Annotated in this window: 15 protein-coding genes; 5 read left to right on the forward strand and 10 right to left on the reverse strand. The window is 40.6% G+C overall.

The window, feature by feature from the left end; all coding sequences use genetic code 11:
- Positions 1–81: 81 nt before the first annotated feature.
- Positions 82–480 (forward strand): SHOCT domain-containing protein, encoded by a 399-nt coding sequence (locus tag Q0R88_RS06410; RefSeq protein ID WP_295713900.1) that lies wholly within the window; start codon positions 82–84, stop codon positions 478–480.
- Between the two features lie 41 nt (positions 481–521).
- Here Q0R88_RS06410 and Q0R88_RS06415 read toward each other — a convergent pair whose 3' ends face one another.
- The 3 genes from Q0R88_RS06415 to Q0R88_RS06425 all read right to left on the reverse strand — a co-directional run bounded on the left by Q0R88_RS06415 (position 522) and on the right by Q0R88_RS06425 (position 3,275).
- A complete protein-coding gene (locus Q0R88_RS06415) occupies positions 522–1,505 on the reverse strand; it encodes a site-specific integrase (RefSeq protein WP_295713903.1) in 984 nt (327 codons plus the stop codon).
- Between the two features lie 620 nt (positions 1,506–2,125).
- Positions 2,126–2,554 (reverse strand): SRPBCC family protein, encoded by a 429-nt coding sequence (locus tag Q0R88_RS06420; protein ID WP_295713906.1) that lies wholly within the window; start codon positions 2,552–2,554, stop codon positions 2,126–2,128.
- Between the two features lie 241 nt (positions 2,555–2,795).
- Positions 2,796–3,275: a DNA starvation/stationary phase protection protein gene (locus tag Q0R88_RS06425; protein WP_295713909.1), complete on the reverse strand. Its 480-nt coding sequence runs from the start codon at positions 3,273–3,275 to the stop codon at positions 2,796–2,798.
- A gap of 94 nt (positions 3,276–3,369) precedes the next feature.
- Here Q0R88_RS06425 and Q0R88_RS06430 point away from each other — a divergent pair, with 94 nt between their 5' ends.
- The 3 genes from Q0R88_RS06430 to Q0R88_RS06440 are packed head-to-tail and all read left to right on the forward strand — an operon-like array spanning position 3,370 to position 5,815.
- On the forward strand, positions 3,370–4,134 hold the full coding sequence (locus Q0R88_RS06430; RefSeq protein WP_295713912.1) for a DUF4905 domain-containing protein: 765 nt from the start codon (positions 3,370–3,372) through the stop codon (positions 4,132–4,134).
- A 21-nt stretch (positions 4,135–4,155) separates the two neighbouring features.
- Positions 4,156–5,190 carry a LysM peptidoglycan-binding domain-containing protein gene (locus Q0R88_RS06435; RefSeq protein WP_295713916.1) on the forward strand — a complete coding sequence of 345 codons (1,035 nt, stop codon included), beginning with the start codon at positions 4,156–4,158 and terminating at the stop codon, positions 5,188–5,190.
- Positions 5,183–5,815: a uridine kinase gene (locus tag Q0R88_RS06440; RefSeq protein ID WP_295713919.1), complete on the forward strand. Its 633-nt coding sequence runs from the start codon at positions 5,183–5,185 to the stop codon at positions 5,813–5,815. The genes Q0R88_RS06435 and Q0R88_RS06440 overlap by 8 nt, the downstream gene beginning before the upstream one ends.
- Positions 5,816–5,895: 80 nt before the next feature.
- Here the strand turns inward: Q0R88_RS06440 and Q0R88_RS06445 are convergent, their stop codons facing one another.
- The 3 genes from Q0R88_RS06445 to Q0R88_RS06455 form a co-directional block, all read right to left on the reverse strand.
- Positions 5,896–6,231, reverse strand: coding sequence for a superinfection immunity protein (locus Q0R88_RS06445; protein WP_295713922.1), 336 nt, complete (start codon positions 6,229–6,231; stop codon positions 5,896–5,898).
- Positions 6,232–6,319: 88 nt separating this feature from the next.
- Positions 6,320–6,976 (reverse strand): 3-oxoacid CoA-transferase subunit B, encoded by a 657-nt coding sequence (locus Q0R88_RS06450; protein WP_295713925.1) that lies wholly within the window; start codon positions 6,974–6,976, stop codon positions 6,320–6,322.
- A 145-nt stretch (positions 6,977–7,121) separates the two neighbouring features.
- The gene (locus tag Q0R88_RS06455; protein ID WP_295713928.1) at positions 7,122–7,820 is read right to left on the reverse strand and encodes a CoA transferase subunit A; all 699 of its coding nucleotides are present in this window, start codon (positions 7,818–7,820) and stop codon (positions 7,122–7,124) included.
- 194 nt (positions 7,821–8,014) lie between these two features.
- Here Q0R88_RS06455 and Q0R88_RS06460 point away from each other — a divergent pair, with 194 nt between their 5' ends.
- Positions 8,015–8,515, forward strand: coding sequence for a hypothetical protein (locus Q0R88_RS06460; RefSeq protein WP_295713931.1), 501 nt, complete (start codon positions 8,015–8,017; stop codon positions 8,513–8,515).
- A 68-nt stretch (positions 8,516–8,583) separates the two neighbouring features.
- On the opposite strand, the gene Q0R88_RS06465 is transcribed toward Q0R88_RS06460, so the two are convergent.
- From Q0R88_RS06465 to Q0R88_RS06480, 4 genes are all read right to left on the reverse strand, one after another.
- Positions 8,584–9,669 carry an SGNH/GDSL hydrolase family protein gene (locus Q0R88_RS06465; protein ID WP_295713934.1) on the reverse strand — a complete coding sequence of 362 codons (1,086 nt, stop codon included), beginning with the start codon at positions 9,667–9,669 and terminating at the stop codon, positions 8,584–8,586.
- A 90-nt stretch (positions 9,670–9,759) separates the two neighbouring features.
- Positions 9,760–10,122, reverse strand: a complete 363-nt coding sequence (locus Q0R88_RS06470; RefSeq protein WP_295713936.1) for a VOC family protein — start codon at positions 10,120–10,122, stop codon at positions 9,760–9,762.
- A 159-nt stretch (positions 10,123–10,281) separates the two neighbouring features.
- Positions 10,282–12,648 (reverse strand): endonuclease MutS2, encoded by a 2,367-nt coding sequence (locus Q0R88_RS06475; RefSeq protein ID WP_295713938.1) that lies wholly within the window; start codon positions 12,646–12,648, stop codon positions 10,282–10,284.
- A complete protein-coding gene (locus Q0R88_RS06480) occupies positions 12,632–13,189 on the reverse strand; it encodes a DUF4296 domain-containing protein (protein ID WP_295713940.1) in 558 nt (185 codons plus the stop codon). The genes Q0R88_RS06475 and Q0R88_RS06480 overlap by 17 nt, the downstream gene beginning before the upstream one ends.
- Positions 13,190–13,228 lie beyond the last annotated feature (39 nt).

Genomic DNA, 13,228 nt, shown 5'->3' on the forward strand with positions numbered 1-13,228 from the left:
TGATTTAATTAACAAGGCTAAAGCCAAATTGATATAAAAATTTATAGCTATTTTATCTCAAAAACCAAAAAACGACTACTTATGACAATCGTAATTATTATTGTTTGGCTACTTCTTTGCTTTGGTGTAGCTTCGATGGGAAGCGACAAAACTATTGGTTGGGGAGGTGCGTTTCTTTTAAGTCTGATCCTTTCGCCAGTTATCGGACTAATATTTGTCTTAATCTCAAAGGATCAGCCTATCGAAGCGACACCAACGTCAACAATTTTCAACCTGGAAGACAGGGCAATCCCGATTGACTTTACCGGAGAGGTAAAAGAGCCTATTGAGTTTTCGCAATCAGCTATAAACAACCAGGTAAAACCAACCTCCAGTATAGATCTTGCCGATCAAATTAAAAAATGGAAAGCGTTGTTAGATTCCGGAGCGATTAACGAGGGTGAATATGAAGCCCAAAAGAGAAAATTGCTTGACTCATGATATCCAAATAAGAAAGCCGGTGATTCGCCGGCTTTCTTATTTTAGGCGATTAGTTGTTGCACTGGCCTCATCCCAAAGCGCCTTTGCATTTTCATCATTTCCCTGGCCATATACTCCTCTGCAATATGAATGTAAACCATAGTTGTTACAGTGCTTTTATGTCCCAATAGTTTACTGATCACCAACACCGGTACATTATCAATGGCTAACCAGGTAGCGAAAGTGTGTCTGGCCACATGCGACGTTAAGTTTTTTTCAATGCCGGCAATTTCTGCTAAAACCTTCAATCCCCGGTTGTAAACCTGGTCTTCCGGCAGGTCGAAGGTTTCGGCGGTCAGTTCGTCAATAAATTGTTTAGCAATCGGTATTATAGGAATGACGATCGGTTTCGGATTTTTAATTGACTTTTTTACTTTTTGAGGGACAAAAGCTATATGATCATTTTTGATCCAATCTTTATTCCAGCGAGATAGATCTGATATCCGGAGCCCGGTAAAGCAGGCAAACAGAAAAGCACGACAATTCCGGCTTTGTTCGAAGGTAAGTTTCTGTTTTAGGGGGTTGTTACCGTAGTAAATATTCAATAATTCATTTAATTCATCCTCTTCTAACCAGGTAGGATCATGCTCCGGCTTAGCCACAGTAAACAGTTTATAAAATGGATTAACCATTATCTTATGCCTGAATGCGTAGGAGATATAGGATTTTATGTTTTTATTTTTTGCCCATACCGAAGATTCAATCATGTGCTCCCCCACATAATTGGCAAATCCCTCCAGCACCACGTTATCAATTCGGTGGATTTCTATATCTGTAAAATTTAAATAGCGTTTAAACCATTCTAAAGTCACCTGATGGCTGGCCGCTGTGGAGGCTTTGATCATATCCTTTTTAACAGTGGTTCTTTGTCTATCTTTAATACCCTGCTCCATAAAAGCGCAAAACAGGTGTCCATTTTTATATAAATTAACCTCTCTAAAAATGTCAGATAGCTTAAATGATTGTTCCTGTTTTAAAAAATTCATGATAACACTCCAATATTTTGCACGTTCCCGTTCAATCATCGCTGTGTATGTTACCAATTCAGTATCCCCTTTAAAGCGAGCCTCTAAAGATTTCTTTGCCCAATTAATATTTGCAGCCGGCCACTGGAGAGATTTTAATTTAACCTCACAATGCTCCCCACCGACTATTATCTGCAGATAAAGCGACGCGGATCCATCATTTTTAATTCTTTGCTTATTGTACCAAAGTTGCACGGTGCACTCGGACATAGGTATTCCAATAAAAGTTGACATTTTAAATGTTGGAATTATGTTAGAATGAAAGGAAGCATTCTACCAACACAAGAATTTAAAAAAGTGCCCTAATTTGGGTCTGAGGGCACTTTTTATTTTAGCTTAATTTTTAAATCTATAGCTAAGTTTTCCCACATGGACTCGAACCACGATTGTCTGAACCAGAATCAGAAGTGCTACCATTACACCATAGGAAAATACATATTAGCAGGATCTGGCATCCCGTTTCAAATGCAAATATAATACGTAATGCCTTATTTAACAAAAATAGTTTCCATTACCCTTTCCCAATTTATGCCTTTGATGCCTTTCGGGTGCTTAGCGCTCTGATAAAAACTCAGCTCTCATCACTTATTTGCTTCGGCGTATTTTTTAAAGTTATCAAGAATTGCCTGCCATCCTCCCCGTTGCATTTCTATGGGATTGGTGGTTTCGGGCTCAAATGACTCTACTACCCGGGTTGCATTATCCTGGCTAATAAAATCAATTTTCACTTTCCGGTCATCATCCATTGTGTATTCAATCAGGCTGTATTCCTTTACGTTAGTATAAACGCCTCCAAAATCAAAACTGAAACTACCATCTTTGGCAGCCATGGTGGTTTTAAATTTACCATCCTTGCGCAGGTCGTTTTCGGCATAAGGAGCATGCCAATCGTCAGATGCGTTACACCATTTGGTAATGTGTTCTGGTTTTGCCCAAAATTCCCAAACTTTTTCAACAGGAGCGTTTACTATGCACTCCACTGTGATGGCTGTTTTATTTAACGTTTCCATTTTTCAATTTATTAAGATGATTTTCTTTTTGATAAAATTATGGCATTTTTTCAAAGTATTAAAGTGCAAATGCGACATTTATGGGGTGTAAATTACCATGGGGAAAAACACATAAACATCCGTTATTGCGAGGTACGAAGTGATCTCTACATAGGCAGATCAGCTTCAAAAATTCAACTTATTAGCAACAAAAAAGCCGCCTGTAAAAACAAGCGGCTTTCTATTTATGAGCGGGTACTCCTTAATCCTCGTTTACAAACGAGCGCAGCATCCAGGTATTTTTTTCGTTAAACTGCATAAAGCGGTTCACCATATCGTTGGTGCCATCGTCACCTGCTTCGGCGGTAATGTCTAATATTTCTCTTTCTTTAGCAATTAAAGCAGCCAGGTCTTCAATAATGGCTTTCACCATCAAGGTGTCTTTTAAACCTATGGTTTGTATTTCTTTAATCTGTGATGTGGTAATATAATCTTTAAAAGTACTATAGGGAGGCTTACCTAATGACAGGATCCTTTCGGCCAGCTCATCAATAGTTAGTAAAGCCGCGGTGTACAGTTCCTCAAACTTTATGTGCAGAGTAAAAAAGCTTGGGCCCTTTACATTCCAATGGCAACCGCGCAGTTTTTGATAGTGAATATGGTAGTTAGCCAACAGATCATTAAGATGGTCAACAACGGGTTTTACTTTTACTTCTTCTAAGCTTATTTCTTCAGCATTCATATTAATAGTGATTTAGTTTTTTAACACAGGCGTGGTAGCATTGTTTGGTAAAATTAAACAGTTTTGAATATAATAAATCATATTTGTAAACTTTATGACAAAGCTGCTACCATTCATACAACATCAATGTAAACACCCCATCTGGCGTATGGAAATTGATGAAATAAGCAACATTATATTCCTTGAAGTACGAAGCGGCGAGGATAAAAAAGTAAGTTTCACCTCAATAGATCTGGGCGATGGAAGCATCCACTTTACAGAGCTTAGCACGCCAGAACGCTGGCTCACCGGTATCGAGGCTGCTTACAATGGCGTGCTGCTCACACACAATTACCAGTCAGAAAAAGGCCCTGTACATAAAGGACTGGTCAGCATTGATGGGGTTAGCGGGCAAACACTTTGGAGTAATTACACTTTGGCCTTTGATCACCTCTCGGTAAACGGACCAGTAGTTTACAACGCACAAATTCAGCCTAAGAAATTATTATTGGCTGATATAAAAACCGGATCAACATTAAGGGCTTATCAACCCGTTATTGATACACAATTGGATAACCATATTGTAAGCGCCCAATTACTGCCTGCTTCGTTTTTAAAACACATTGCTTTGCCTGCAGAGCCTTACGGAAATACCGTGCACTACATGGAGCACAATAATTATAGAATTGTATCTTTGCACACATTTTTGGATGAACAACTGGAGCAGCATCTTTATATTTATAATGATGAAGATGTTATTGTTTATCACGATTTGTTGCAAACCAATATACAAAAATTGCAGCCCGAGGCGTTTGTATTGAATAAGAATAAACTGATCTACCTCAAAAACAGATCGGAATTAATTGTTTTAAATTTATAAAATACTGTATTATAACATATTATGAAATTAAAGATCCTTTTATCGATCGCTCCCCTACTCACATTTTCTTTATCCGTTTTAGCAAATACCGCCGTTGATTCTGTAGGCGTTGAAAACCTTAACGGCAAAAAAATCATCCTTCACAAACTTGATCCAAAAGACAATTATTACTCCATAGGCAGACGCTATAACGTAAGCCCAAAAACTATTATACAGTTTAACAATAATGCCACGCTAAAAATCGGCGGCACTATTAAAGTACCTACCGAGCGACCATTTGTTGAAACAACCGCACAAACACCGGCTCCTGTACAACAAACTAAGCCAGTCATTCAAACTCCTGTTGTGCAACAAAAAACACAGGTACAACAACCTGTTGCCAAACCACAGGTGCAAGCCCCGGTAACACAACAACCTGTTACCCAACAAGCATCACCTGTTGTGCAGCAACCCGTAAGCAATGCCCCAAAAACCGCTGCACCTGTCCCTCAGCAAGCTGCTGATACTAATATGGATAACGTTCAACAGTACAAAGTATCTGCAGGCGAAACGTTAACATCAATAGCTAAGCGCTTTAATACTTCAGTTGACGACATCAAGACCCTTAATAACCAGACTACTGACGATCTTAAACCCAACCAGGTCATTAAAGTACGTACCGGTTTGCCTCCGGAAGACAGAACCGTGGCCAAACAGGACGCGTTGAAAACAGATTCATCAACCATGGCAATTGACAGTGCCGATGCCAAGTTTAAGGCCAACCGTTTTGGATTGTATGAAAAAAACGAAAAGGGTGTAGCTACCTGGATTGATGACACCAGCCTTGATCCTAAAAAAGAATTGGTTTTACACCGTACCGCCCCTATTGGTACCGTTATTAAGATCACCAACCCAATGAATAACCACACCACCTATGCCAAAGTTGTTGGCAGATTTACGGATAGCGAAGCTACCAAGAACGTGCTTATTGTAATGACCAAGAACACCGCCGATGCTTTGGGTGCTTTGGATAAACGTATTAATGTAAATATCAGCTACGGCAGCCCGAATGAATAAACCTTATATTGTTGGAATTGCCGGTGGAAGTGGCTCTGGTAAAACCTTTTTTTTGAAATGTTTCCTGGAGCATTTTACGCCGGATGAGGTGTGCCTGGTATCACAGGACGATTATTATATTCCTGTGGCCCATAAAATGACCAAAGAGGAAAACAAACTGTACAACTTTGATTTACCTGATACCATTGACCATCAGCACTTTCAGGAAGATATCAGCAAATTATTAAATAAGGAAACCATTCTTAAGCACGAGTATACTTTCAATAATCCTGATGCTATTCCCAAAGTGCTTGAAATTAAGCCTGCTCCAATTTTAATAGTAGAAGGCTTGTTCATCCTGCATTTTAAAGATATCGCCCAACTATTGGATATGAAGGTGTTTATTGAAGCAGATGAAGATATAGCGCTACAACGCCGCCTTAAACGTGATTTGATTGAACGAGGTTACTCGCACGATGACGTGATGTATAAATGGCTTAACCATGTAGTGCCCGCATATAAAGAATACCTGTTGCCTTACAAAAACGAATGCCACCCGATTATTACTAATAATAAGCACGTGGCTGATGATATTATGGCTGTAACAGAGGAAATCTCTGCAAACTTGAGAGCAAGGTTATTTTGATTTGAAGATTTAGTCATTTGAAGATTTGAAAATGCTTTTCCGTTTTAATTTTCAAATCTTCAGATGGCATTTATTTCATATTAGCTACCTATAATTTTCCTGGTTTGGTCGTAGTAATCGTCTTTGGTAATTACGCCGGCATTGAACAGGTCTTGGAGCTTTACCAGTTCGGCTTCTATTTTAGGGCAGCAATCAGATGTGCCTAACCTATACATTTTCAAGGGATCTTTCGCCGTTTTAAGTCCCCATATTAAGGAAACTACCCAACCTATGATTGTCCATCCTAAAAAAATATTAAGTAACAATACGGATTTGTAATTGCATTTTTCGCAAGCTAATATTGATGGCAGGAAATATATTGGTGTTGCAATTACTAAAAATATAAAAAGCAGTATCAATTCGGGATAACCTATCATATAAATTAAACTAAGGGACTTATTATGCAATATAACAATTTAATGACAATTGTGTTGTGAAATAAACAATTATCATTAAATTTTTACATTAGAGAATAATTTCCGGTATCTCACCCTCTACTATAAGCTTGCCGGCTGTCGCCGATTTTATTTCTTCAATAGTTACTCCAGGCGCACGTTCCAGCAGTTTGAATCCTCCCTCGGGCAATACGTCAAAAACTCCCAGCTCGGTTACAATCTTTTTAACACAATGAACACCTGTTAAAGGCAAACTGCATTGGGGCAATAGTTTTGATTCGCCCGCCTTGTTGACATGCTGCATGGCTACGATTATATTTTCTGCCGATGCTACCAGGTCCATAGCGCCACCCATCCCTTTTACCATTTTACCGGGAATCTTCCAGTTGGCGATATCACCATTTTCGGATACCTCCATGGCGCCCAGGATGGTTAAGTTAACTTTCCTGGCCCTGATCATCCCAAAGCTCATAGCCGAATCAAAAGTAGCTGAACCGGGCAACATGGTAATGGTTTGCTTACCGGCGTTTATTAAATCCGCGTCTTCCTCACCCTCAAACGGAAACGGCCCCATCCCAAGCAAGCCATTTTCTGACTGTAATACCACATCCATAGTTTCTGGAATATAATTGGCCACCAGTGTAGGAATGCCAATACCGAGGTTAACATAGTAGCCGTCTTTAATTTCTTTAGCAATACGTTTTGCTATTCCTTGCTTGTCTAACATCTGTTCAATTTGATAGTTAAAACACTTTGTCATTCTGAGCATCGCGAAGAATCTAATATGCGAAATATAGGTCGGCGAGCAGATCCTTCGTTCCTCAGGATGACAAAGCGGTGAAATAATCCTTGGTCTTTTACACTTAAAGTACTTACTCTTTTGACCTCACCGTCCGGTGCTCTATCCTTTTTTCATAGTCTTTACCCTGAAAAATTCTGTGCACATAAATTCCAGGTGTATGGATATGATCGGGCTCTAATTCGCCTGCCTCAACAAGTTCTTCTACCTCTGCAATGGTTATTTTACCGGCCATTGCCATTACGGGATTAAAGTTGCGGGCAGTTGATTTATAAATAAGATTGCCCATCGTATCTCCTTTCCAGGCTTTTACTATGGCAAAATCAGCATCAAATGCCATTTCCATCAGGTAGTCCTTACCATTAAAGTTACGAACCTCTTTACCTATCGCTACTTCTGTACCTACGCCGGCGGGCGTAAAAATAGCAGGCATACCATAACCAGCAGCCATGCAACGCGTTGCCAGAGTTCCTTGCGGTATCAGATCTACTTCCAGCTCGCCGCTCAGCAACTGGCGTTCAAACTCAGCGTTCTCGCCTACATAAGATGATATCATTTTTTTTACCTGTCGTTGTTTTAGCATAAGGCCTATACCAAAATCATCAACCCCGGCATTGTTGGATATGCAGGTGAGCTGCTTTACCCCTTTTTTAACAAGGGCTGCTATGCAATTTTCTGGCAAACCGCATAAACCAAAGCCACCCAACATCAGGGTCATACCGTCTTCAATATCGCGGATGGCCTCATCGGCATCAGTAACTACTTTATTCATGTTCAATAATTGGTTAACCAAAACTACTTAAAATAAGCTAAGAAAGACGAAGGATGGAGGGACAAAGGATAAAAGAAATATTTGATAAGTGGCACTCTCTTAATACCCTTGGCTTAGGCCTATTCTCTTACAAATTAAACAATCAAAAACAATTAGAAAAATATGGTATTATATATTTATCAACTTATAAAACTATGGCACTAAACGACAAAGAGTTTTTGAGTGAAGACAGCAACCATTCGGAACAGCAGGGCAAAAAGCCCAATGCTTACCGTGTGGATGATGATAATAATTTGACAGAGGCGGACCTGCAACATGGCTTCCCTGCATCAAAAAACGATATGAAAAAACAGGATGCCCCCGGAATGGAAGGGCATGGAATGGGCGGACACAGCTTTGGAGAGAACAGCCTCACACCTTCCGGTGATGATGAGGCAAATCCATTACTAAAGGTCGCATATATCAACGCTCATTTCAAACAGACCCAACCAATTGAGGAGCACCTGGAGAATAGCCATTTTAAAGATCCAGACCAGTTGGGCCAATTAAACGATGACGCGGCTGCAGTTGCGGCTGCAAACAGGCGACCCGATGAGGGCGGTGATGGAACTACTAACGTTTGCGATCACATTCAACAAACCCGGCAAACTTACCAGGAAGGCGCTGCTGATAGCGATGGCAATAATAATGGGTGAAAAATTGGTATCAGACAAAAGACAAGCAGGTAAAAATCCTGTCCATCCTGCCAAATCCTTAAATTGTGTTACCACTTCACCGTTTTATCCATAAACGCAACAAGGTCATCAGCCATGGCTTGCTGCTCTTTGACGCTTGGGTGGCCGTTGGTATTTTTGTAGGGGATCATGTGGGTATAAATCGACTTATCATTTAAGCCTGCAACCGCCTTTTCAATATATCCCGGCCATGGAGAGCCCTCTTTGGTAGCATCCATACTGCCCAGAATGCAAAGGATCTGTGCTTTGGGATATTTTTTACGGATGTTTTTTACCATTTCGCGATAGGCTCTCACAATCTGTTCCTCTTCTGGTTTTTTTGTACCAAAACGCTCCTTAAACTGTGGATTATCGGGCAGTTTCACTATCCACGAATCATTTTGGAACAGGTTGATCACTACCACATCCGGCGTGTATTTGGTAAAATTCCATAAACTCGTCGGATCGGTTGGATCCAAACGGTTATACATCTCTGGCATAATGAGCGGAAACCAGCTTACCATTACCCCAATACCACTTTTAGCTGTACAAACATATGCCGCATCATAATGGCGGGCGGTTATCGCAGCATAACTGACGTAGCCATTTTCATAAGGGGCGGTACCTCTATCCTGCCCGGTAGTGTCTTCCACTGCGTACCCACAAGTTATGGAGTTGCCAAAAAATTCAATCTTGCGTTTTTTAACAGGTGGAGCCGCTAAAACGGATGCTCCTTTATCTAAAATAAACTGGTAAAAAGTGGTCTTGCCCATCTCCCACTCCGTACGTTTAAATATTTCCAAACTATGAGGGCCAGCCGGCAATCCCTCGGCCAGCGTGTAGGTTTTTTTTACGTTTTCCAGGTGAATGGTGCCGCTTACTTTACCATCCAATACCACGGTAAAATAATTATCTCCGCGTTCGTCCTGTAAAATAACAGATGCGCCGGTGCCATCAAAATTAATCATAGCAGATGAGCCGGTCCAGTAAAATTCGGCAGCCTCATCAGTCATATTGATACGACCTGTATAGCGGATGTGCAGATCCTTGCTTTTGAGTACTAAGCTTTGGGCGGTACAGTTGGATAATGTTCCTACAGAAAGCAGGAACAGAACAATAAGGTATACTTTACGCATTTTTAAAAAACGGTTTACAACTTTAAATTTATGAAACTTAACAACGCAAAGCAAATGACCAATGCCGCCTGCTAATTAACCGTAATAATACTAATCAACAGGCATACCAAATTGCAACAGGTAGCCATTATAATCATAAACAGCAAATTCGCGCATGCCATAGTCAAAGGTTTCCAGGGGATAGCAAATAATGGCCTTTCCTTTTAATTCATTCCAAATATCTTCTACCTTATCTGTACGGATATAAAAGGAACCGGTAAATTTGGGTATGCTAAATGTGGAATGGTCATTTGGCAGGGCAAACATAATCTCTACCCCATCCCTACTTACTGTAGCCCAACCCCAATCTTCATCATACCCAACACAAGTAAAACCAAGGTTTTCAATATAAAAATCAACACTGGCCCTTACCTGCCGGGTGTATAACATTGGAGTAAGATTTTTTAGGGGCATGAATATATTTTTATTTCAAATATACATAAGTCCCCCGTAGGCATGTTTGTCTGGCTTGCTGTTAACGCATCCGTAACACAAATTATACAAAGCAAATGTATTGCGGATGCGTTTGGATGGAGAATTTGCAGATCTTCTTACTCAGCACCTTCTTATAACCTATTTAAAATACACATAGGTTATTCCATCACCACCCCTATCGGCATGTTCATCTTCCATACGGTCAACCTGGTCATACTTTTTAAGGTATTGCCGTATCATTTTCCGTAAGATGCCATCTCCCTTGCCATGAATTATTTTCAGGTTATTAAAGCCCATCATCAGCGCCCGGTCAAACAGTTTTTCAATGGCGTGAAGTGCGTCTTCGGTACGTTGCCCACGCACATCAATCTCCGGACTGAAATTGGCAAAGTCGCTGGTATGCGAATTCATTGTCCGCCTGATCTCTTTAGGAACCGATGATTTTGACACTTTTTCCACCCGCTTCTTTTTGGCAACGGTACGCAAATCGCCAATAGCAATTACCACATTATCACGGATGACTTCTATCACCTGGCCGGTTGTTTCAGAATCGGTTAGTTTTACCCAATCGCCTGGTTTTATTTCTTCATCTACAGTTGCTGGCTTTGGTTTTGCAGGTTCAATTTTAACTGTATTCTTTTTTAGTTCCACATTCAGGTTCTCGCGCAGGTTACGCGTTGTCTCCTTATCAGCATTACTGCTTTTTATCTCTGATATGGTATTTTCAACCAGTTTATTGGCGTTAAGGATAATGTTTTTAGCCTGATCTTTGGCATCCTTTATCAACGCCTTTTTATTTTCGTCAAGATAACTTTTCAGCTTTTCATTCTCGGCCTGTAACTCGTTTACACGTCGCTGTTGTTTGTCCAGTTTTTGTTTAGTCTCGAAGATCTCGCGTTTTTCACGTTCCAGATCAACTAACAGGGTATCAACCTTTTTTTGCCCTTCGCTTATTTTATTTTTAGCAAGATTGAGCACATTTAGCGGCAAACCTATCTTTTGAGCTATCTCAAAAGCATATGAGCTACCCGGCTTACCAACTTCCAGCCGGTAAAGCGGTTTCATCTCTACGTTATTAAACAGCATCGAGGCATTCTCAATCCCCTCTGTATTGCTGGCAAATATTTTAAGGTTGGAATAGTGGGTGGTAACCATACCCTTCACTTTTTTATGGTTAAGTGATTCCAGCACCGCTTCGGCAATAGGGCCGCCAAATTGTGGGTCGGTACCGGTACCAAACTCATCTATCAGTATCAGTGTTTTACCATTTGCCTGCTCTACAAAATTCTTCATTTTGGATAGATGTGCACTGTACGTACTCAGGTCACTTTCTATTGATTGGTCATCACCAATATCAACAAACAGTTGCTTAAACACCCCCACTACGCTGGCTTCGGCTGCTGGTATTAATAAACCCGCCTGCACCATCATTTGCAGCAAGCCTACCGTTTTCATACAAACTGATTTACCACCCGCGTTAGGGCCGGATACTACAATAATCCGGGTGCCCTCATCAATCTGCACATTTAATGGCACTACTGTTTTTTGCTCCTTTTTAAAATTGAGGAACAACAGCGGATGCCTGGCATTAAATAATTTCAGCTTAGGCTCATTAATCACCTGGGGCATTTCGCCCTCTACATCTATGGCAAACAGCGCCTTGGCGCGCACAAAATCAAGCTTGGTTAACAGGCTATGGTACGATAACAAAAGCGGCGCATAAGGTCGCAGTTCGGTTGTTAAGGCCGTTAATATTTTCACTATCTCCCGCCGGCGCTCAAATTCAAGGTCGCGAACACGGTTATTCAGCGTAAACACCTCTTCAGGTTCCATGTAAACCGTTTGGCCCGAAGCAGATTCGTCATGAATAAATCCTTTAAGCTTACGCTTATTTTCGGCCAGCAGCGGGATACATAACCTACCATCGCGTACGGTAAGAGAGCCATCGGCCGTCCACCCGCTCGATGAAGCGTTTTTAAATATCTGGTCTATTTTTTTACGTGCCTCCTGCTCGGCTTTGGCAATGCCCGATGTTATTTCCTGCAAATCGCGTGATGCATTGGGCCTTATCTTTCCTTTGGCATCAATAACCATATCTATCTTTTTCAGGATAGCTTTTTCTATAGGCAGGTGCTCAAACAGCGCCTCCAGGTTGGGATATAATCCCTCGCGTTCACTAAAGTAGGCAATTACGGCAAATACGGTTTGCAGCGAAGCCTGCACCTGGTAAAACTCTTCCTCGCTCAAAAAAACACCCTCAATACGGGCTTTGTTAGCGAGCGACTTGATATCGAAAAAATGATGAATGGGCAAGACCGCGTCGTTTATCAGGATATTTTTAAACTCATTTGCCTGGCTTAAAAATTTGGCTATCTGGTCAAAATTACTCATCACCTGGATCTTATCAACCATCTGCTGACCCATTTCACTCAGGCAATGCGCTTTTATTAATTCTTTAACTTCGGTAAACCCAAGCTTATCAACACTATTAATTGGGTACAGCATTACGCTTTGATCTATGTTTTAATTTTTTAAATTTCTTATTTTGAATTGAATCGCGTTTTGCATACTGCGCTTTTCTTGTCTTCAATTCCTTAAGAGAATCGGCCTTTTGAGCCAATGTTTTTGGTTTTTTATTTGCTTTTTTCGCAGAATCAATTTTCAATGAATCAATTTTTTGCGAAGCCAGGCGGTTTTTGGTTTGTACAAGATTTACAGAATCCGTAAGGGCTTTAATACGCAAATCAACCTTATCATATATAGCCGAAAGCTTATCTGGCTCCTCGCTGTAATAATCCAAACTTTTCCTGAACTGTGCCGAATCGACACCGATTTTTTTAAATACAGCCAAATATTTGCCCATTCCATATTTATACAAGCTATCTGGAACTTGTGTACCATTGTATAATGAGCCATCTACCAGGTGAATTTGCACCAGCAAAGCAGCCATAACGTTGGGCTGAATAAACTTATTGGGGACACTATCGCTTTTACAACCGCACAAAAAAAGCGTAACTGAAAAAAACAAGATCAAGTATTTATACATTCTGTAATTTAGCGGCTAATTAATTAAGCAAATTTACGG

This window comes from Mucilaginibacter sp. (assembly GCF_025362475.1).
Lineage (GTDB): Bacteria > Bacteroidota > Bacteroidia > Sphingobacteriales > Sphingobacteriaceae > Mucilaginibacter.

Coding starts and splice junctions, on each gene's coding strand:
- Q0R88_RS06410 (WP_295713900.1), top strand. CDS start 82: ATGACAATCGTAATTATTATTGTTTGGCTACTTCTTTGCTTTGGTGTA.
- Q0R88_RS06415 (WP_295713903.1), bottom strand. CDS start 1,505: ATGAATTTTTTAAAACAGGAACAATCATTTAAGCTATCTGACATTTTT.
- Q0R88_RS06420 (WP_295713906.1), bottom strand. CDS start 2,554: ATGGAAACGTTAAATAAAACAGCCATCACAGTGGAGTGCATAGTAAAC.
- Q0R88_RS06425 (WP_295713909.1), bottom strand. CDS start 3,275: ATGAATGCTGAAGAAATAAGCTTAGAAGAAGTAAAAGTAAAACCCGTT.
- Q0R88_RS06430 (WP_295713912.1), top strand. CDS start 3,370: ATGACAAAGCTGCTACCATTCATACAACATCAATGTAAACACCCCATC.
- Q0R88_RS06435 (WP_295713916.1), top strand. CDS start 4,156: ATGAAATTAAAGATCCTTTTATCGATCGCTCCCCTACTCACATTTTCT.
- Q0R88_RS06440 (WP_295713919.1), top strand. CDS start 5,183: ATGAATAAACCTTATATTGTTGGAATTGCCGGTGGAAGTGGCTCTGGT.
- Q0R88_RS06445 (WP_295713922.1), bottom strand. CDS start 6,231: ATGATAGGTTATCCCGAATTGATACTGCTTTTTATATTTTTAGTAATT.
- Q0R88_RS06450 (WP_295713925.1), bottom strand. CDS start 6,976: ATGTTAGACAAGCAAGGAATAGCAAAACGTATTGCTAAAGAAATTAAA.
- Q0R88_RS06455 (WP_295713928.1), bottom strand. CDS start 7,820: ATGAATAAAGTAGTTACTGATGCCGATGAGGCCATCCGCGATATTGAA.
- Q0R88_RS06460 (WP_295713931.1), top strand. CDS start 8,015: ATGGCACTAAACGACAAAGAGTTTTTGAGTGAAGACAGCAACCATTCG.
- Q0R88_RS06465 (WP_295713934.1), bottom strand. CDS start 9,669: ATGCGTAAAGTATACCTTATTGTTCTGTTCCTGCTTTCTGTAGGAACA.
- Q0R88_RS06470 (WP_295713936.1), bottom strand. CDS start 10,122: ATGCCCCTAAAAAATCTTACTCCAATGTTATACACCCGGCAGGTAAGG.
- Q0R88_RS06475 (WP_295713938.1), bottom strand. CDS start 12,648: ATGCTGTACCCAATTAATAGTGTTGATAAGCTTGGGTTTACCGAAGTT.
- Q0R88_RS06480 (WP_295713940.1), bottom strand. CDS start 13,189: ATGTATAAATACTTGATCTTGTTTTTTTCAGTTACGCTTTTTTTGTGC.